This window comes from Serratia sp. NA_13, assembly GCF_052691735.1.
Window position 1 is genome coordinate 1 of sequence record NZ_JBQZFV010000005.1, and the last position, 19,401, is coordinate 19,401.

Consider the following 19,401-nt stretch of genomic DNA (forward strand, 5'->3'; position numbering starts at 1 on the left):
GTAGCGCCGATGGTAGTGTGGGGTCTCCCCATGCGAGAGTAGGACACTGCCAAGCATCAAAAAAAGTAAGAAGCCTCATGCGAAAGCATGGGGCTTTTTGCTTTGTGCTTTCCTAAAACGTATAAATCCTGTCTATGCCAAGGCAATGAAACATTTTCACCTTCCGGTTGAACACTCGACATCTTGCTAAAAAAACGCTATCTTCGGGCATCTGGATGTCTAAACGTTTAAGCGGATATATGAGGATTAAGTAATGCCGATTCGTGTTCCTGATGAGTTACCTGCGGTTAGTTTTTTGCGCAACGAGAATGTCTTTGTGATGACATCCTCTCGGGCAAAAACACAGGAAATCAGGCCGTTGAAAGTGCTTATCCTTAACCTGATGCCCAAGAAAATCGAGACGGAAAATCAGTTTTTACGCCTGCTTTCCAACTCTTCTCTGCAAATTGACATCCAACTGTTGCGTATCGATAGCCGTGAGTCGAAGAATACGCCGGCGGAGCATCTGAACAACTTCTACTGTGATTTTGAAGATATTCAGGATGAGAACTTCGACGGATTGATTGTCACTGGTGCACCGCTAGGGTTGGTTGATTTCTGTGACGTTGCCTACTGGCCGCAGATTGAGCGTGTCATCGACTGGGCCAAGAATCACGTCACCTCCACACTGTTTGTATGCTGGGCGGTGCAGGCGGCATTGAACATTCTGTATGGTATTCCGAAGATGACGCGTGAAGTGAAACTGTCGGGGGTTTATCAGCATCAAACACTGCAACAGCATACGCTGCTGACCCGTGGCTTTGATGATACCTTCCTGGCTCCGCATTCACGCTATGCGGACTTCCCGACAGAAATTATCCGTCAGTATACGGATCTGGATATCCTGGCTGAATCAGAGCAAACCGGGGCCTATTTGTTCGCCAGTAAGGACAAGCGGCTGGCGTTTGTGACCGGACACCCGGAGTATGATGCGCTAACGTTAGCTGGCGAGTATAGTCGCGATAACGATGCAGGTCTTAATCCTGTGGTACCGCTGAATTACTTCCCCGATGATAATCCCGAACTCACACCCAAAGCCTCCTGGCGAAGCCATGGCCATCTGCTGTTTGCCAACTGGCTCAACTACTATGTTTACCAGATCACGCCGTACGATCTGCGCCATATGAACCCAACCCTCGAGTAATCCTTTTTACCCTAATCGGCGGCTGAATCGAGGCCGCCGACGTCATCTCTTCCCCCACCTGTCTTCCTCATTTCACACTTTCTATAGTAAAAACCATTTTCTTACAAAGACTTAAATTAATTTCAACGCTACTGTGGAACCGGTTTCCTTAACAGTGTCTGTTGTTATGATTATTAACTAATTGATAATAAAAGGTTAATAAAATATTTTATAATAAAATGGAAATGGTTTTTGATTTTTATTTTTAGTTGAGTATTCTTAGATTCAGAGAGAAGAGATCTGACCAGTTAGGGATCGTTTTTATATGCCCTGATCCGCACTGATTTCTGATGAAGATGCGCCGGCTGAATGGCAACGGCGGTGCGCAACGATAGGAAGGAGCAAGACAATGACGCAACAGATAGTAGGCACGGAATTAACGTTTACGCAGGGTTTTAGCGCTGCTGAACGGCAGGTGTTGACGGATGACGCAGTCGAATTCCTGGTGGAATTGGTGAGTAAATTTACTCCACAGCGCAACAAACTGTTGGCTGCGCGTGTCTGCTGGCAGCAGAAGATCGATCAAGGAGAGCTTCCTGATTTTATTTCGGAAACCAGTTCCATTCGTAACGGTGAATGGAAAGTTCGTGGTATTCCTGATGATCTGCGTGATCGCCGCGTGGAAATTACTGGCCCTGTTGAACGCAAGATGGTCATCAACGCCCTGAACGCTAATGTGAAGGTGTTTATGGCTGACTTCGAAGACTCACTGGCGCCGAGCTGGGACAAAGTCATCGACGGCCAAATCAACCTGCATGACGCGGTGAACGGCACCATTTCTTACACCAATGAAGCCGGCAAGATTTATCAGTTAAAACCGAACCCGGCGGTGTTGATTGCGCGCGTACGCGGCCTGCATTTGCCGGAAAAACACGTGCAGTGGCAGGGGGAAGCGATCCCCGGTGGCCTGTTCGATTTTGCGCTGTATTTCTTCCATAACTATCGTCAACTGCTGGCTAAAGGCAGCGGCCCTTATTTCTACCTGCCTAAAACCCAGTCCTGGCAGGAAGCGGCCTGGTGGAGCGAAGTCTTCAGCTTTGCCGAAGATCGTTTCTCTCTGCCACGCGGCACGATCAAAGCCACGGTGCTGATTGAAACGCTGCCGGCAGTATTCCAGATGGACGAGATCCTCTACCACCTGCGCGATCATATCGTCGGTCTGAATTGCGGCCGTTGGGATTACATCTTCAGCTACATCAAGACGCTGAAAAACCATGCTGACCGGGTATTGCCGGATCGTCAGTCGGTCACCATGGACAAGTCATTCCTCAGCGCCTATTCCCGGTTGCTGATCAAGACCTGCCACAAGCGCGGTGCCTTTGCCATGGGCGGTATGGCGGCGTTTATCCCGAGCAAAGATGCAGAGAAGAATGCCTGGGTGCTGAACAAGGTGCGGGCGGATAAAGAGCTGGAGGCCAATAATGGTCATGACGGCACTTGGGTGGCGCATCCGGGGCTGGCAGATACCGTGATGGAGGTGTTCAGCCGGGTGCTCGGTGAGCGCCGCAACCAGCTGGAAGTGCTGCGTGAAAACGATGCGCCGATCAGCGCTGCGCAACTGCTGGAACCGTGCGACGGCGAGCGGACGGAAGCTGGCATGCGCGCCAACATTCGCGTGGCGGTGCAATACATCGAGGCCTGGATCTCTGGCAATGGCTGCGTACCGATTTACGGTCTGATGGAAGATGCGGCAACGGCAGAAATTTCCCGTACCTCAATCTGGCAATGGATCCATCATGAAAAATCTCTCAGCAATGGGCAATTAGTCACTAAAGCACTGTTCCGTCAAATGCTTGCCGAAGAAGTTCTCGTTATTCAAGAAGAGCTCGGTGAGCAACGTTTTAGTCATGGGCGCTTTACCGAGGCCGCTCGTCTGATGGAGAAAATCACTGTTTCAGATGAGTTGATCGATTTCCTGACTTTACCTGGCTATGAGCTGCTGGCCTGAATCCGTTCCTGACCATTAACCCTACATTATTGAAAAGGATAAAAATTATGTCTACCTCTCGTGCTCAACAGATTCAACAACTGGAACAGGAATGGAAATCAGATCGCTGGGAAGGTATCACCCGCCCGTACAGCGCGGAAGACGTCATCAACCTGCGCGGTTCGGTTAACCCGGTTTGCACTCTGGCACAGAACGGTGCCGCCAAGCTGTGGGAACTGCTGCACGGTAAATCACGCAAAGGCTACGTCAACAGCCTGGGGGCGCTGACCGGCGGCCAGGCGTTGCAGCAGGCCAAGGCGGGTGTCGAGGCAATTTATCTGTCTGGCTGGCAGGTGGCGGCGGATGCCAACACGGCGTCTGCGATGTACCCGGACCAGTCGCTGTACCCGGTTGACTCTGTACCGGGTGTGGTTGAGCGTATCAACAATACTTTCCGCCGTGCCGATCAGATCCAGTGGGCCAACAAAATTGAACCGGGCAGCAAAGGCTACACCGACTACTTCCTGCCGATCGTCGCCGATGCCGAAGCCGGGTTTGGTGGCGTGCTGAATGCCTTCGAACTGATGAAGGCGATGATTGAAGCCGGTGCTGCCGGGGTGCACTTCGAAGACCAACTGGCGGCGGTGAAAAAATGCGGTCATATGGGTGGCAAAGTGCTGGTGCCGACCCAGGAAGCGATCCAGAAATTGGTTGCTGCACGTCTGGCAGCCGATGTGCTCGGCGTGCCGACGCTGGTTATTGCGCGTACTGACGCTGATGCTGCCGATTTGCTGACTTCTGACTGCGACCCGTACGATCGCGAATTTGTGTCCGGTGAACGCACTGCCGAAGGTTTCTTCCGCACCCACGCCGGTGTTGAGCAGGCGATCAGCCGTGGACTGGCCTATTGCCCATATGCTGACCTGGTGTGGTGTGAAACTTCCACCCCGGATTTGCAGGCAGCTAAGCGCTTTGCCGATGCAATCCATGCCAAATTCCCGGGCAAACTGCTGGCGTACAACTGCTCGCCGTCATTCAACTGGAAAAAGAACCTGGACGACCAGACGATTGCTCGCTTCCAGGAAGAGCTGTCGGCGATGGGTTACAAGTACCAGTTCATCACGCTGGCGGGCATCCACAGCATGTGGTTCAACATGTTTGACCTGGCACACGCCTATGCACAGGGTGAGGGCATGAAGCACTACGTCGAAAAAGTACAGCAGCCGGAATTCGACGCCGTGGCTCGCGGTTATACCTTTGCCTCACACCAACAGGAAGTGGGTACCGGTTACTTCGACAAGGTAACCACCATTATTCAGGGCGGAGCCTCCTCAGTGACGGCATTGACCGGTTCTACGGAAGAACAGCAGTTCTGATACTGCCACGCGTAAACCAGGGCCAGATTGATGACAAACACCCGAAAAACGTGGTTTTCGGGTGTTTGGGGTAAATCAGAAGATATAATCCTTTGTTTTTATTCGCTCTCAGATCAGAACTTTTAACCGCAGTGGACTTTGTCAGCAGTCTCGGCCTGCTTATGCAGGCTCTATTTTCTGGCGGGAGGTAAGGATGGCGGCAAAACTGGAGCTGTTGATTGCGCAGACGATCTTGCAGGGCTTTGATGCACAGTACGGCCGCTTTCTGGAGGTGACCGCCGGTGCGCAGCAGCGTTTTGAGCGGGCGGACTGGCCGGCAGTACAGCAGGCAATGAAAAAACGAATCCACCTGTACGATCATCACGTCGGCTTGGTGGTGGAGCAACTGAAGTGCATCACCGGGCAACAGTATTTTGATGCAGACTTCCCCAGCCGGGTGAAGGCGGTGTATACCGATCTGCTGCCGGAGTACCCACGTTTTGAGATTGCCGAAAGCTTCTTCAATTCGGTCTACTGTCGGCTGTTTAGGCATCGCGATCTGACGCCGGAAAAACTGTTTGTTTTCAGCTCCCAGCCAGAAGGGCGCTTTCGTGATATCCCACGTCCACTATCACGCGATTTCACCGCCAACGGTGACGTCTCGGCAATGCTGTACAACCTGCTGACCGACTTGCCTCTGCGGTTGCCATGGGAAAATTTATCGCGCGATATTGATTACATCACGCTGGCCTTGCAGCAGAGTTTTAGCGCGCAGCAATTGGCCGGCGCGACGTTCCAGATCGCCAATGAGCTGTTTTACCGCAACAAGGCGGCCTGGTTGGTGGGGAAATTGCGAGTGACAGGCCGGGTCTATCCTTTCCTGCTGCCGATCCATCACAGTGATTCCGGCGCCTTGTTTATTGATACCTGCCTGACCAGCAAGGCTGAGGCCAGCATCGTATTCGGCTTCGCCCGCTCCTATTTTATGGTTTACGCGCCCCTGCCGGCGGCATTGGTCGAGTGGCTGCGTGAAATACTGCCGGGCAAAACCACCGCCGAGCTGTATATGGCGATTGGTTGCCAGAAGCATGGAAAAACAGAATGTTACCGTGAGTACCTGACGTTTATGAGTGGCTCGCAGGAGCAGTTCATCATCGCGCCGGGGGTGAAGGGCATGGTGATGCTGGTGTTTACCCTGCCTTCTTTCGATCGGGTATTCAAGGTGATCAAGGATGAGTTTGCGCCACAAAAAGAGGTGACGCAGGCGCAGGTGATGGCCTGCTACCAACTGGTGAAAGAACACGACCGCGTAGGGCGCATGGCGGATACCCAGGAGTACGAAAACTTTGTCGTCGACAAGGCGCGACTCAGTCCCGAGCTGCTGGCGGAACTGCAGCGGGAGGTGCCGGACAAACTGGAGGATCTGGGCGATCGCATCGCGATCAAGCATCTGTATATGGAACGACGCATGACGCCGCTGAATCTATATCTGGAGCAGGCCGATGAACAGCAGATGCGCGATGCGATAGAAGAATACGGTAATGCCATCAAGCAGCTGGCCGCCGCCAATATTTTCCCCGGCGATATGCTGTTCAAAAATTTTGGTGTGACCCGGCACGGGCGGGTGGTGTTCTATGACTACGATGAGATTTGCTACATGACCGAGGTCAACTTCCGCGATATTCCACCACCGCGCTATCCGGAAGACGAGTTGGCCAGCGAACCCTGGTACAGCGTGTCACCCAATGATGTATTCCCGGAGGAGTTCAGGCATTTCCTGTGTGGCGATCGGCGCATTCGGCAGGTGTTTGAAGAGATGCATCGTGACCTGTTCGAGGCCGATTACTGGCGCGGGTTGCAACAGCGCATCCGCGATGGGCATGTGGAAGACGTGTTTGCTTACCGCAAAAAGCGGCGTTTCAGCCAGCGTAGTGGTGCGGCGCTGCCCGCGACATCGGCGACTGCATAAGGGCGCGGTTGATTACCGCGCCCGACAAGATTACGCTTTTGCACCCGCAACGGCGGCGCGCGCCAATTCGGTGATGCGTGCGTAGTCACCGCTTTCCAGTGCATCTGCCGGTACCAGCCAGGAGCCGCCGATGCACAGCACGCTTTTCAGTGCCAGATAGTCACGGTAGTTGTTCGGTGAGATGCCGCCGGTTGGGCAGAAGCGTACCTGCGGGAACGGGCCACTGATGGCCTGCAGCGCTTTCACGCCACCGTTGGCTTCCGCTGGGAAGAATTTAAACTCGCGCAGGCCGTGATCCATCCCCAGCATCAGTTCCGACACGGTACAAATACCGGGAATTAACGGAATAGACCCGGTAGTGGCCGCTTTCAGCAGATCGGCGGTCAGGCCTGGGCTGATGGCGAACTGTGCGCCGGCGTCGGTCACTTCCTGCAGTTGCTGTGGATTAATGACGGTACCGGCACCGATAATTGCGTCCGGCACTTCTTTGGCAATCGCACGGATCGCGTCCATCGCGCAGGCGGTGCGCAGCGTCACTTCCAATACCCGCACGCCACCGGCGACCAGGGCTTTCGCCAACGGTACCGCATGTTCCAGTTTGCTGATGACGATCACCGGGACCACAGGTCCGGCCATCAGGATCTGCTCTGCGCTTGTCTTCCAATTGTTCATTAACGTTTTTCTCCAGTTATGGCCGCCGCCGTCAGGCTGTGTGGCCATGCTTTCGGTTAAAATTTAATGCAGCAGGCACCCTGTTCGGCACCGGAAAGCTGGCTGCGCAAGGCGCCGAACAGTTCACGGCCACAGCCGATATGTTCTGCGCTCAGGTCAGGTTGATAAGGTGCGCGCTGGGCCAGCAGGTCGGCATCGACCAACAATGCCAGCTCGCCGGTGCGGCCGTTCACGCGGATCAGGTCGTCGTTTTGCACCTTGGCCAGCATGCCACCGGTGTAGGCTTCCGGGGTCACGTGAATGGCGGACGGAACCTTGCCGGAAGCGCCGGACAGACGGCCATCGGTTACCAGGGCCACTTTAAAGCCACGGTCCATCAATACGCCCAGCGGCGGCATCAGTTTGTGCAGTTCTGGCATGCCATTGGCCTGTGGCCCTTGGAAGCGCACCACCACCACACAATCGCGATCCAGTTTGCCGGCTTCAAACGCCGGAACGATGTCATGCTGACTTTCAAATACCACCGCCGGCGCTTCGATAATCTGGTTTTCGGCGGGGACAGCCGAGGTTTTCATTACCGCCCGGCCGAGATTACCGGCCAGCACCTTGGTACCGCCGTGGTGCTCGAAAGGCTCGGCCACGCTGGCGATAACTTTGGCGTCGAGAGACACTTCCGTGCCCTCACGCCAGGCAAGTTGACCATTATCCAGCCAGGGTTCCTGGGTGTAGCGGGTCAGGCCAAAACCGGCCACGGTATGTACGTCTTCGTGCAGCAGCCCGTGTTTCAACAGTTCGCGCACCACCAGGGCTACGCCGCCCGAGGCCTGGAATTGGTTGATATCCGCCGGGCCGTTCGGGTAGATGCGGCATAACAATGGCACCGCGTCCGATAGTTCGGAGAAGTCATCCCAGTTGATAATGATGCCGGCGGCGCGCGCCATTGCCACCATGTGCATGGTCAGATTGGTGGAGCCACCGGTAGCCAACAGCGCAACGATACCGTTCACCACCACCTTCTCATCCACCAGTCGGCCGATCGGCAGATAGTTACCGGCGGTTTCGGTCAGGCGAGTGACCTGACGTGCGGCCGCGTCGGTCAATGCATCGCGCAGCGGTGTATCAGGGTGGACGAAAGAGGCCCCCGGCAGGTGCAGCCCCATCACTTCCATCACCATTTGGTTGGTGTTGGCGGTGCCGTAGAAGGTGCAGGTGCCGATGCCATGGTAGGAGGCGGCCTCGGCCTCCAGCAGTGCCAGACGGTCGGCCTTGCCTTCGGCATACAGTTGGCGCACCCGGACTTTCTCTTTGTTCGGCAAGCCGCTGCTCATCGGGCCGGCGGGGACAAACAGCGCCGGTAAATGGCCGAAGGACAGGGCGGACATCACCAGTCCCGGCACGATTTTGTCGCAGATGCCGAGGAACAACGCGCCGTCGAACATATTGTGCGACAGGCCGATGGCGGACGACATGGCGATCACGTCACGACTCATCAGCGACAGCTCCATGCCGTCCTGCCCTTGAGTCACACCGTCGCACATCGCCGGGACGCCGCCAGCCACTTGGCCGACAGCCCCTACCGCGTGCAGTGCCTGTTTCAGCTTTTGTGGGTAGTTTTCGTAGGGCTGGTGGGCAGACAACATGTCGTTATAAGCGGTAATGATGGCGATATCGCTGCGCACCATATTCTTCAGCGCAGTTTTGTCATCCGGCTGGCAGGCAGCGAAGCCGTGGGCAAGGTTGCCACAGGCCAATTGCGCGCGGTGTACGGTTTGGGAACGGGCCGCTTCGATGCGCGCCAGATAGGTGGCGCGGCTCGATTTGGAACGGTCGATGATGCGTTGTGTGACACGGGATAGGGTGGGATTAATCATGCCTTCCTCACATTGCTATTGTTATTGTTGCCGCCTGTGGCGGTGCCCCCGGTGATGAATTGCAACCCTGGTGTGCAAGAGCGGGGCGATTTAGGGCTTAAAATACCGTGAAAGCGAGCAGACCGAGAACGTCGAGGCTGAGCAGCGCCTCACCCAGCGTTACCAAGCCTGACAGGAAGCTCATGCTTTTTTACACGGTGTTGGTAATGTGAACTTGCAGCGTGTCGGAGAAGATGTCGGTGACGATGAATACCAACTTCAGTGCGACAAAAGCGTGCAGGCGTGCCCTCATGACCAGGAATCACAACAGTAAAGCCGAGCCTGCTGCGGTACCAGCCAACATCAGAGTGTTCACGCGCACACATCCTGCGGCAGGGAGCTCTGAATATGGCGTACGGTATCGGCGATCACTGCTGCCAACGGTTGGTTGATGTCGACCGCTATCACATCGGGTTCGTCAGCACCCGGTTGTTCCAGAGTGGCAAACTGGGTGATCAGCATTTGCGGTTTGAAGAAGTGACCGTTGCGTGCCGCCAGGCGAGACTCGATAACCGAGAAGTCGCCATGCAGATAGATGAACGACAGGTTATCGTTGCCAGTACGGAGACGGTCGCGGTAATGTTTTTTTAGCGCGGAGCAGACGATGAGCGACACGCTGTTGGTCCGCTGCATGGCGAAAGCGGCATTGTTGAGCGCGGCCAACCACGGGGCGCGATCTTCGTCGTTCAGTGCTGCGCCGGAGGCCATCTTCAGGATATTACTGCGCGGATGCAGAAAATCGCCGTCGAGAAAGTTAGCGGACAGTTGGCGAGCGGCGGCGGCGGCGACAGCGGACTTGCCGCTGCCGGACACACCCATCACAACGTAAATACGATTTTGATTCTTGCTCATGGTTTGGCTCCAAAACACCGGGTGGCGTCACAGGCTTTAAATTGATATGTTACCGGTAACATGTTATCGGTAACATTGTCGGAGGAAGTTTCACCGGTTGCAATGGGCTTTCGCAGGCAGGATCGGTAACTGTGATCGGCTTCAAGTTTTTATTGGGGGAGGGAAACAGGATCGGCACAGCATTTTACACGCTGACAACAGCAGAGGGCGAAACAGGCCGGGGCGCAGAAATTGCACCCCAGAGAGGGCTATGTTTAACGCACGCCGCCATATTCCAGGCTGATCTCTTTCGCCGCATGGATCACCAGCGCGCCCAGCTCAGTCACGCGGTTGTCGGTGATACGAGACACCGGACCGGAGATGGAGATGGCGGCGAAAGCTTCACGGTGCTCGTCGAAGATGCAGGCTGCTACGCAGCGCAGGCCGAGCGCATGTTCTTCGTCGTCAAAGGAAAAGCCCTGCTTGCGAATTTGCGCCAGCCCTTCTTTCAGGTTGTGCGGCGTCAGGGTATGTTGGGTGTAGGTTTGCATGCCCTTTTTATGCAGCAGTTTGGTGACCTGCTCATCCGGCAGGGTGGAAAGAAAGGCTTTCCCCGCGCCGGAAGCGTGCATCGGCAGTTTACCGCCGATCGGTGCCGACATGCGCATTAACGCGGTGCACTGTACCTGATCGATAATAATGGCCTGATACTCGCTGGTATCCAGCACCGCCAGATTAACCGTCTCGCCGGACTCTTCCATCAGGCGACGCAGCGTTGGGTGCACCATCGCCAAAAGATTACGACTCTGCAAAAAGCTGCTGCCGACCACAAAGGCGTGTGAACCGATGGTCCACAGGCCCAAATCGCCCACCTGCCGTACGAACCCTTGCTGTTGCATGGTGGTGAGCAGGCGGTGGGTGGTGGAATTCGGCAAGCCGGCCTGTTGGGCCAGATCGGTTAGCGCGACATTGCCCTGGGCTTCGGCAATGTATTCCAATAATTTCAGACCACGGGTCAGCGACTGTACCTGACCGGTCGCCGCACTGGCGGTCGGGGATGCAGTACGGGGCTTTTTGCCACGTTTGGCAGGAGCAGGGGTGACCATAATTCATGTTCCTTTTTCCGTATGATGGAATTCATTTTCGTTTTTTACGTGTGAATTGCAAGCCGCCAGTCAGCTCATCGGATCTGTTGCTCGGCAACCTGAAAAACTCTCAATTAGCGCTCACCCCTTTGCCATTGCACCTGTGCTAGGATGGCTCGTTGGTTTTTGCAGCAATTGAGCGATGGGCTGGATCGGTAATTGAAGGGGCTACAGTGACAAATCGAGTAGAACAACTGCGCCGGCAGTTAGCGCAGCGAATTTTAGTGTTGGACGGCGGCATGGGCACCATGATCCAGAGCTATCGTCTGGAAGAAAGTGACTTTCGTGGCGAGCGTTTTGCCGACTGGCGGAGCGATCTGAAAGGCAATAATGACCTGCTGGTGTTAACCAAACCAGAAGTGATCACCGCCATTCACTACGGCTACCTGGAAGCGGGGGCCGACATTCTCGAAACCAATACCTTCAACTCCACGTCCATCGCCATGGCCGACTACCATATGGAGTCGCTGTCCGCCGAGATTAACTATCAGGCCGCCTGCCTGGCGCGTACCTGTGCCGATGAATGGACCGCACGCACGCCAGAAAAGCCACGTTATGTGGCCGGAGTACTGGGCCCGACCAACCGTACCGCCTCTATTTCACCGAACGTCAACGATCCGGCGTTCCGTAATGTTTCTTTCGATGAGCTGGTGGAAGCCTACCGCGAATCAACGCGCGCGCTGGTGGAAGGTGGCGTCGATCTGATCATGATCGAAACCATCTTCGATACCCTGAACGCCAAAGCCGCCGCTTTTGCGGTGGAAACCGAATTTGAAGCCCTGGGCGTGGCGCTGCCGATCATGATTTCCGGCACCATTACCGACGCCTCTGGTCGTACCCTGTCGGGCCAGACCACCGAAGCCTTCTATAACTCGATGCGCCACGTCAAACCGCTGAGCTTTGGCCTGAACTGTGCGCTGGGCCCGGACGAGCTGCGCCAATACGTTGCTGAGCTGTCGCGTATCTCGGAAAGTTACGTCACCGCTCATCCCAACGCCGGGTTGCCCAACGCCTTCGGCGAATACGATCTGGACGCGCAAGAGATGGCGAAACAGGTCGGCGAGTGGGCGCAGGCCGGCTTCCTGAATATTATCGGTGGTTGCTGCGGTACCACGCCGGAACACATTGCCGCGATGGTCAAGGCCGTGGCGGGCGTACCACCGCGCCAACTACCGGAGATCCCGGTAGCCTGTCGCCTGGCCGGCCTTGAGCCGTTGAATATCGACGCCAAAACGCTGTTCGTCAACGTCGGCGAGCGCACCAACGTCACCGGCTCCGCCCGTTTTAAGCGGCTGATCAAAGAAGAGAAATACAGCGAAGCACTGGACGTTGCCCGTCAGCAGGTGGAAAGCGGCGCACAGATTATCGATATCAACATGGATGAGGGGATGCTCGACGCCGAAGCGGCGATGGTGCGCTTCCTCAACCTGATCGCCGGTGAGCCGGATATTGCCCGTGTGCCGATCATGATCGACTCCTCCAAATGGTCGGTGATAGAAAAGGGGCTGAAGTGCATCCAGGGCAAAGGTATCGTTAACTCGATCTCGATGAAAGAGGGCGAAGAAGCCTTTATTCATCACGCCAGACTGGTGCGTCGTTACGGTGCGGCGGTAGTGGTGATGGCGTTTGACGAAGTGGGCCAGGCTGATACCCGCGAGCGCAAGTTCGAGATTTGTCGCCGTGCCTATAAAATTCTGACCGAGCGCGTCGGCTTCCCGCCGGAAGACATCATTTTTGACCCGAATATATTTGCCGTTGCTACCGGTATTGAAGAGCATAACAACTACGCTGTCGACTTTATCGAAGCCTGTGCCGACATCAAAACCCACCTGCCGCATGCGATGATCTCCGGTGGAGTGTCCAATGTGTCGTTCTCATTCCGCGGTAACGATCCAGTACGCGAGGCGATCCACGCGGTGTTTCTTTATCACGCGATCCGCAACGGCATGGACATGGGGATCGTTAATGCCGGGCAACTTGCGATCTACGATGATCTGACGGCAGAACTGCGCGATGCGGTAGAAGATGTGATCCTCAACCGCCGCGACGACGGTACAGAGCGGCTACTGGACCTGGCGGAAAAATACCGTGGTAGCAAAGATAATGAAGTGGCAGTACAGCAGGCGGAATGGCGCGGCTGGCCGGTCGAAAAGCGGCTGGAATACTCGCTGGTGAAAGGGATCACTGAATTTATCGAGCTGGATACCGAAGAGGCCCGGCAGCGGGCGGAACGCCCGATCGAAGTGATCGAAGGGCCGCTGATGGCGGGCATGAACGTCGTCGGCGACCTGTTCGGCGAAGGCAAGATGTTCCTGCCGCAAGTGGTGAAGTCCGCCCGCGTGATGAAGCAGGCGGTGGCTTATCTGGAGCCTTACATTGAGGCCAGCAAGCAGAAAGGCACCACGGCGGGCAAAATCCTGCTGGCGACGGTGAAGGGCGACGTGCATGACATCGGCAAAAACATCGTCGGAGTCGTGTTGCAGTGCAACAACTACGAAATCGTCGATCTGGGCGTGATGGTGCCGACGGAGAAAATCCTGAAAACCGCACGCGAGCAGAACGTGGACATCATCGGCCTGTCGGGGCTGATCACTCCGTCGCTGGATGAAATGGTCAACGTGGCCAAAGAGATGGAGCGCCAGGGCTTTACCCTGCCGTTGCTGATTGGCGGGGCGACCACCTCCAAGGCGCATACGGCGGTGAAGATTGAACAGAACTACAGCGGCTCGACCACCTACGTGCAAAATGCCTCACGCACCGTGGGCGTGGTGTCGGCCTTGCTGTCCGATACTCAGCGCGACGATTTTGTGGCGCGCACCCGCAAAGAATACGAAACCGTGCGTATCCAGCATGCGCGTAAAAAACCGCGCACCCCACCGGTCAGCCTGCAAAAAGCGCGCGATAACGCCATGGCGCTGGATTGGGAAAACTACCAGCCGCCGGTGCCGAAGCAGCTTGGGGTACATGCGGTAGAGGCCGGCATCGAGACGCTGCGGCAGTACATCGACTGGACACCGTTCTTTATGACCTGGTCGCTGGCAGGCAAATATCCACGGATTCTGGAAGACGAGGTGGTGGGTGAAGAGGCCAAGCGTCTGTTCGCCGATGCCAACCAGATGCTGGACATGCTGGCCGCCAACAGCAGCCTCAATCCGCGCGGCGTGTATGGCTTGTTCCCGGCCAACCGCGTCGGTGACGACATTGAGGTGTATCGCGACGAAAACCGCGAAGAGGTGCTGGTGGTCAGCCGCCACCTGCGCCAGCAGACGGAAAAAACCGACTTCCCGAACTACTGCCTGGCGGACTTTGTCGCGCCGAAAAGCAGCGGCAAGGCCGACTACTTCGGCGCTTTTGCGGTGACCGGCGGTCTGGAAGAGGATGAACTGGCGGCGGCCTATGATGCACAGCACGATGATTACAATAAAATCATGGTGAAGGCGCTGTCGGATCGCCTGGCGGAGGCTTTCGCCGAGTATCTGCACGAGCAGGTGCGCAAGCTGCACTGGGGCTTCGCGGCTGAAGAGAACCTCAGTAACGAAGAGCTGATCCGCGAAAACTATCAGGGTATCCGCCCGGCACCGGGCTATCCGGCTTGCCCGGAACACACCGAGAAAGCGGAAATCTGGCGCCTGCTGGATGTGAATCGCCACACCGGTATGGTGTTGACCGAATCCTTCGCCATGTGGCCAGGAGCGGCAGTGTCCGGCTGGTACTTTAGCCATCCGCAAAGCAAGTATTTTGCGGTAGCGCAGCTCCAGCGTGATCAGGTGGAAGATTATGCGGCGCGTAAGGACATGAGCGTCAGTGAGGTTGAACGCTGGCTGGCACCCAACCTCGGCTACGACGCCGACTAAATCAGTGAGGGCGCAGCATGCGGCACCCCTACCGGCTAATTTCTCCGCAGGGGCCAACACGTTGGCCCACTTTTTTACCCCGCGTCATTCGCCACCACCTCTACGTCAATGTGCAGCGCGTCGTAACGCCAGTATTCCAAATCACAATCAATCACCCGATCGTGCTGATCGCGGTTAACCCGGGTAATAAACAGCGCCGGGCTGCCGTAGGTCACTTTCAGCATGGTGGCTGCTTCCTGCGGCAGCAGGGTGGGCAGCATATCGAAACGTACCCGTCCATAACGAATGCCGTAGCGTTCCGCGTACAGTGCGGTCAGCGACTGCGTCAAATCGGCATCCAGGATACCGGCAAAGTAGGTCGGGTTGAGGTAGTGCTCGCAATACAGCACTGCCCGCCCGTCAATATATCGCAACCGGCGAATGCGGTAGACCTCGCTACCGGAAGGCAGGTCCAGCCGTTGGCACAGGCTGCCGTACAGCGGCAGCGTGGTGGCGTCGATCACTTCGGTATGGGCATCGCGCCCTTGCTGCTGCGCCATGGCGTGGAAGTGGCTGCGCTGCAACGGGTTGTACACCAACCGTGGCGGCGAAATAAACCAGCCCCGCCTGACCTGACGGTAAATCACTCCCTGCGCCTCCAACTGGCCGAGAGCTTCCTGCAGCGTAATGCGGGTGGTGGAAAACTGTTCGCTCAGGGCTCGCTCGGAAGGCAGTTTGCCGTCGGCGTTGAACTCCCCGTCGGCGATGCGGGCGGTTAGCGTCCGGCAGATCGCCGCCACCGTGGTCGGTACATCATTCATGCACAGTTGCCCCAATTGAGTGCGCTTTGCCCCGCTAAAGGTAGACCAACGCAAGCTCCGGTGACGCCCGAATGCAATAAAAATGCTGCTTTTTTAGACTGACATATAATTATCACATTCGTCCGTTAGATTGGCTTGGTTCTTGCTGGACTAGTCCAGCCACTTCCACACTACCACCCGGAGCATCAGTTATGAAACGTTTGTGCGCTTCTGTGTTAACCAGTGCCATTATCCTGTCCAGCCAAGCGAGCTGGGCTGCCGATTCCGATCTGGCGGCGCTGGCACAGGCTGCCAAGAAGGAAGGGGAAGTCAATAGCGTCGGTATGCCGGACAGTTGGGCCAACTGGAAAGACACCTGGCAGGATCTATTGAGCAAGTACGGCCTGAAGCATGCCGATACCGACATGAGCTCGGCGCAGGAAATCGCCAAGTTTGATGCCGAAAAGAGCAACGCTACGGCGGATATTGGTGATGTGGGCGCAGCATTCGGCCCGATCGCGGTACAAAAAGGGGTGACCCAGCCGTACAAGCCATCCACCTGGGATCAGGTGCCTGACTGGGCGAAAGACAAAGACGGTCATTGGGCGCTGGCCTATACCGGCACCATTGCTTTCATCATCAACAAGCAACAGGTGAAAGAGGTCCCGCATAGCTGGGAGGATCTGCTGAAAGGAACTTATCAGGTCACTATCGGTGACGTAGGTACCGCCTCGCAGGCGGCCAGCGGCGTATTGGCGGCAACTTACGCCATGGGCGGCAATGAGAAGAACCTGAAGCCGGGCCTGGAATTCTTCGGCAAGCTGGCGAAAGCCGGACGTCTGAGCCTGAGCAACCCGGTGATCGCCTCACTGGAAAAAGGCGAAGTGCAGGTCGGCGTAGTCTGGGACTTTAACGGCCTTAACTACCGTGACCAGATCGACAAAACCCGTTTTGAAGTGCTGATCCCGTCCGACGGCTCAATCACCTCCGGCTACACCACTATCATCAACAAATACGCCAAGCACCCGAATGCCGCCAAACTGGCGCGTGAATACATCTTCTCCGACGCCGGCCAGATCAACCTGGCGCGTGGCTATGCCCGCCCTATCCGTGCCGAACATCTGACGCTGCCAGACGATGTCAAAGCCAAGCTGCTGCCGGCCGAACAGTATAAAAACGCTCACCCAATCGCCGATCCAGCGGCCTGGGAGCAAAGCGCCAAAACGCTGCCGCGTATGTGGCAGGAAAACGTCATTATGTTTATGCAGCAGTGAGCTAAGCCTTTATGAAAACGATCCTCGTACTGCTGGACGGTCTGAACTATCAGGTGGCGCATGACGCTATGGGCTACCTGCAGGCCGAATGTGCGGCAGGGCGCGGGCGGTTGTATCAGCTGGAGAGCGAGCTACCCTCGCTCTCCCGGCCGCTGTATGAGTGCATCCTCACCGGCGTGCCGCCGGTGGAGAGCGGCGTGGTGCATAATCAGGTATCACGCCTATCGCAGCAGCAAAGCGTGTTTCACTATGCGCGTGCCGCAGGGCTGACTACCGCGGCGGCGGCCTACTATTGGTTCAGTGAGCTGTATAACCGCACCCCGTTTGATGCCGCCCGCGATCGCCATACCGACGATACCGAGCTGCCGATCCAGCACGGCCATTTTTATTACGACGACCGCTACCCGGATTCCCATCTGTTTGACGATGCCGAAAGCCTACGCCGTCGTCATCAGCCCGATTTCTTGCTGATCCACCCGATGAATATTGATGATGCCGGGCACCGCTTCGGCCTGTCTTCGCCGCAATACCGCAATTCGGCGCGTAATGCCGACGGCGTGCTGTCGCGCTATTTGGCTGATTGGTTGGCGGACGGCTATCAGGTGATGGTCACCGCCGATCACGGCATGAATGACGATCGCAGCCACGGCGGCGTGCTGGCGGAAGAACGTCAGGTACCGCTGTTTGTCTTCGGCAGTGCATTTAGCCAAAACGATGCCGACCCGCAACAAACCGACCTGTGCGGCACGCTGTGCGAAGTGCTGCAGGTGGCACACAACAAGCCGCGTTGCCGTGCGCTGTTGGCATAAGGGTGATTAATGAAAGCCAAGTGGATTGCCGCTTTGTGCCTGTTGCCGTTCATCCTGCTGTTTGGTGCGTTCCAAATCGCGCCACTGGTGTGGATTGCGGTCAGCAGCTTTTTCAGCCAGAGCAGCGGCTGGGGGCTGGCCAACTATGTTGATGTGCTGACCTCGCCGTTCTATCTGCAGGCGTTTCAGTTCTCGCTGGAGATTTCCCTCTGGTCGAGCGTTTATGGATTGTTGATCGCCTTGGTGGGCAGTTACTCACTGCGTCAACTGGGTCAGACGCGGTTCCATGACTTTGTGATGTCGTTTACCAACATGACCAGCAACTTCGCCGGGGTGCCGCTGGCATTCGCCTTTGTCATCCTGCTGGGGTTAAACGGCTGCCTGACGCTATTGCTGCGCAAGTACGGCCTGATGGAGAGTTTTAACCTTTACTCCAAAACCGGGCTGATCGTGCTCTACACCTACTTCCAGATCCCGCTCGGCGTGCTGCTGCTGTACCCGGCGTTTGATGCGCTGCGTGAAGACTGGCGCGAATCGGCATCCTTGCTCGGTGCCAGCCCGTGGCGCTATTGGCGGCATATCGGCCTGCCGGTGCTGGCACCGGCCCTGATGGGGACCTTTGTCATCCTGTTGGCCAATGCGTTGGGTGCCTATGCCACGGTCTATGCGCTGACCACCGGCAATTTCAACGTGATCCCGATACGTATTTCGGCACTGGTGGCGGGGGATATCTCCCTCGAACCTAACCTGGCCAGTGCGCTGGCGATGCTGCTGGTGGCGATGATGGCATTTATCACTCTGATTCATCAGTGGCTGCTGCGCAGGAGTTACCTTAATGCACGCTCATAATATTGCGGAGGGCGGCCATGTCGCGTTTTGAAACCGGCTATCACCGCGTAGTGAGCGGCTTGCTGCTGCTGATCCTGCTGTTACCGCTGGCGGCGACGCTGATTTATGCGCTGGCCACCCAATGGGGCGCGACCATAGTGCCGGACGGTTTTACCCTGAAATGGCTGGTGGCGTTATGGCGCGATCCGCGCTTCCTGCTGGCGCTATGGCACTCGCTGCTGATCTGCTTTGGCACTCTGGTGCTGGCGGTGATGGTGATTTTGCCGATGATGTTTGTGATTGCTTACTATTTCCCCAAGCTGGATGCGGTGATGAATGTGCTGATCCTGCTGCCATTCGCCGTGCCACCGGTGGTATCGGCGGTGGGGTTGATGCAACTGTTCGCCGCCGATCCGCTGCCGTTACTGGGGACGCCATGGATCCTGATCGGCTGCTATTTCTCGATTGCGCTGCCGTTTATTTACCGCGCTATCAGCAACAACATGCAGGCGATTAACCTGCGTGACCTGATGGACGCCGCCCATTTGTTGGGTGCCAGCACCTGGAAAGCGGCGCTGTTGGTGGTGCTGCCGAACCTGCGCAAGGGTGGAATGATTGCCGTGCTGCTGTCGTTCTCTTTCCTGATTGGCGAATTCGTCTTCGCCAACCTGCTGGTAGGCAGCCAGTACGAAACGCTGCAGGTTTACCTGTTTAACATGCGCAACGGCAGTGGCCATTTCACCAGCGCACTGGTCATTTCATATTTCGCCGTGGTGCTTATCGTCACCTGGTTGGCGAATTTACTGAATAAAAATAAGGGCTAACC

At 56.3% G+C, this 19,401-nt stretch carries 14 protein-coding genes; 9 read left to right on the plus strand and 5 right to left on the minus strand.

The window, feature by feature from the left end:
• Positions 1–253: 253 nt before the first annotated feature.
• The 4 genes from metA to aceK all read left to right on the plus strand — a co-directional run bounded on the left by metA (position 254) and on the right by aceK (position 6,473).
• Positions 254–1,183 carry a homoserine O-succinyltransferase MetA gene (metA, locus tag ACUTSU_RS09850; RefSeq protein WP_445654101.1) on the plus strand — a complete coding sequence of 310 codons (930 nt, stop codon included), beginning with the start codon at positions 254–256 and terminating at the stop codon, positions 1,181–1,183.
• Between the two features lie 388 nt (positions 1,184–1,571).
• Positions 1,572–3,170 (plus strand): malate synthase A, encoded by a 1,599-nt coding sequence (gene aceB, locus ACUTSU_RS09855; protein ID WP_445654102.1) that lies wholly within the window; start codon positions 1,572–1,574, stop codon positions 3,168–3,170.
• A gap of 47 nt (positions 3,171–3,217) precedes the next feature.
• Positions 3,218–4,525 carry an isocitrate lyase gene (gene aceA / locus ACUTSU_RS09860; protein WP_445652815.1) on the plus strand — a complete coding sequence of 436 codons (1,308 nt, stop codon included), beginning with the start codon at positions 3,218–3,220 and terminating at the stop codon, positions 4,523–4,525.
• Between the two features lie 193 nt (positions 4,526–4,718).
• Positions 4,719–6,473, plus strand: a complete 1,755-nt coding sequence (gene aceK / locus ACUTSU_RS09865) for a bifunctional isocitrate dehydrogenase kinase/phosphatase (RefSeq protein WP_445652816.1) — start codon at positions 4,719–4,721, stop codon at positions 6,471–6,473.
• Between the two features lie 30 nt (positions 6,474–6,503).
• Here aceK and ACUTSU_RS09870 read toward each other — a convergent pair whose 3' ends face one another.
• The 4 genes from ACUTSU_RS09870 to iclR form a co-directional block, all read right to left on the minus strand.
• Entirely contained in the window at positions 6,504–7,145 is a 642-nt protein-coding gene (locus ACUTSU_RS09870) for a bifunctional 4-hydroxy-2-oxoglutarate aldolase/2-dehydro-3-deoxy-phosphogluconate aldolase (RefSeq protein WP_445652817.1), read from the minus strand.
• A 56-nt stretch (positions 7,146–7,201) separates the two neighbouring features.
• The gene (edd, locus tag ACUTSU_RS09875; RefSeq protein WP_445652818.1) at positions 7,202–9,016 is read right to left on the minus strand and encodes a phosphogluconate dehydratase; all 1,815 of its coding nucleotides are present in this window, start codon (positions 9,014–9,016) and stop codon (positions 7,202–7,204) included.
• 351 nt (positions 9,017–9,367) lie between these two features.
• Complete coding sequence (gene gntK / locus ACUTSU_RS09880; protein WP_445652819.1) at positions 9,368–9,907, minus strand: gluconokinase; 540 nt, start codon at positions 9,905–9,907, stop codon at positions 9,368–9,370.
• Between the two features lie 254 nt (positions 9,908–10,161).
• Positions 10,162–10,992, minus strand: a complete 831-nt coding sequence (gene iclR / locus ACUTSU_RS09885) for a glyoxylate bypass operon transcriptional repressor IclR (RefSeq protein ID WP_445652820.1) — start codon at positions 10,990–10,992, stop codon at positions 10,162–10,164.
• A 197-nt stretch (positions 10,993–11,189) separates the two neighbouring features.
• On the opposite strand from iclR, the gene metH reads away from it, so the two are divergent.
• Positions 11,190–14,885 (plus strand): methionine synthase, encoded by a 3,696-nt coding sequence (metH, locus tag ACUTSU_RS09890; RefSeq protein ID WP_445652844.1) that lies wholly within the window; start codon positions 11,190–11,192, stop codon positions 14,883–14,885.
• Between the two features lie 74 nt (positions 14,886–14,959).
• On the opposite strand, the gene ACUTSU_RS09895 is transcribed toward metH, so the two are convergent.
• The gene (locus ACUTSU_RS09895; protein WP_445652821.1) at positions 14,960–15,685 is read right to left on the minus strand and encodes a UTRA domain-containing protein; all 726 of its coding nucleotides are present in this window, start codon (positions 15,683–15,685) and stop codon (positions 14,960–14,962) included.
• A gap of 191 nt (positions 15,686–15,876) precedes the next feature.
• Here ACUTSU_RS09895 and ACUTSU_RS09900 point away from each other — a divergent pair, with 191 nt between their 5' ends.
• Genes ACUTSU_RS09900 through ACUTSU_RS09915 form a run of 4 tightly spaced genes read left to right on the plus strand, consistent with a single transcriptional unit; the run spans position 15,877 to position 19,399 of the window.
• On the plus strand, positions 15,877–16,938 hold the full coding sequence (locus ACUTSU_RS09900; RefSeq protein WP_445652822.1) for an ABC transporter substrate-binding protein: 1,062 nt from the start codon (positions 15,877–15,879) through the stop codon (positions 16,936–16,938).
• Between the two features lie 11 nt (positions 16,939–16,949).
• Positions 16,950–17,747: an alkaline phosphatase family protein gene (locus tag ACUTSU_RS09905; RefSeq protein WP_445652823.1), complete on the plus strand. Its 798-nt coding sequence runs from the start codon at positions 16,950–16,952 to the stop codon at positions 17,745–17,747.
• 9 nt (positions 17,748–17,756) lie between these two features.
• Positions 17,757–18,596, plus strand: coding sequence for an ABC transporter permease (locus ACUTSU_RS09910; protein WP_445652824.1), 840 nt, complete (start codon positions 17,757–17,759; stop codon positions 18,594–18,596).
• 17 nt (positions 18,597–18,613) lie between these two features.
• Positions 18,614–19,399: an ABC transporter permease gene (locus tag ACUTSU_RS09915; protein ID WP_445652825.1), complete on the plus strand. Its 786-nt coding sequence runs from the start codon at positions 18,614–18,616 to the stop codon at positions 19,397–19,399.
• Positions 19,400–19,401 lie beyond the last annotated feature (2 nt).

Excerpts from the sequence above, each read along its gene's own strand:
- metA (WP_445654101.1), top strand. The coding sequence starts at position 254 with ATGCCGATTCGTGTTCCTGATGAGTTACCTGCGGTTAGTTTTTTGCGC.
- aceB (WP_445654102.1), top strand. The coding sequence starts at position 1,572 with ATGACGCAACAGATAGTAGGCACGGAATTAACGTTTACGCAGGGTTTT.
- aceA (WP_445652815.1), top strand. The coding sequence starts at position 3,218 with ATGTCTACCTCTCGTGCTCAACAGATTCAACAACTGGAACAGGAATGG.
- aceK (WP_445652816.1), top strand. The coding sequence starts at position 4,719 with ATGGCGGCAAAACTGGAGCTGTTGATTGCGCAGACGATCTTGCAGGGC.
- ACUTSU_RS09870 (WP_445652817.1), bottom strand. The coding sequence starts at position 7,145 with ATGAACAATTGGAAGACAAGCGCAGAGCAGATCCTGATGGCCGGACCT.
- edd (WP_445652818.1), bottom strand. The coding sequence starts at position 9,016 with ATGATTAATCCCACCCTATCCCGTGTCACACAACGCATCATCGACCGT.
- gntK (WP_445652819.1), bottom strand. The coding sequence starts at position 9,907 with ATGAGCAAGAATCAAAATCGTATTTACGTTGTGATGGGTGTGTCCGGC.
- iclR (WP_445652820.1), bottom strand. The coding sequence starts at position 10,992 with ATGGTCACCCCTGCTCCTGCCAAACGTGGCAAAAAGCCCCGTACTGCA.
- ACUTSU_RS09895 (WP_445652821.1), bottom strand. The coding sequence starts at position 15,685 with ATGAATGATGTACCGACCACGGTGGCGGCGATCTGCCGGACGCTAACC.
- ACUTSU_RS09900 (WP_445652822.1), top strand. The coding sequence starts at position 15,877 with ATGAAACGTTTGTGCGCTTCTGTGTTAACCAGTGCCATTATCCTGTCC.
- ACUTSU_RS09905 (WP_445652823.1), top strand. The coding sequence starts at position 16,950 with ATGAAAACGATCCTCGTACTGCTGGACGGTCTGAACTATCAGGTGGCG.
- ACUTSU_RS09910 (WP_445652824.1), top strand. The coding sequence starts at position 17,757 with ATGAAAGCCAAGTGGATTGCCGCTTTGTGCCTGTTGCCGTTCATCCTG.
- ACUTSU_RS09915 (WP_445652825.1), top strand. The coding sequence starts at position 18,614 with ATGTCGCGTTTTGAAACCGGCTATCACCGCGTAGTGAGCGGCTTGCTG.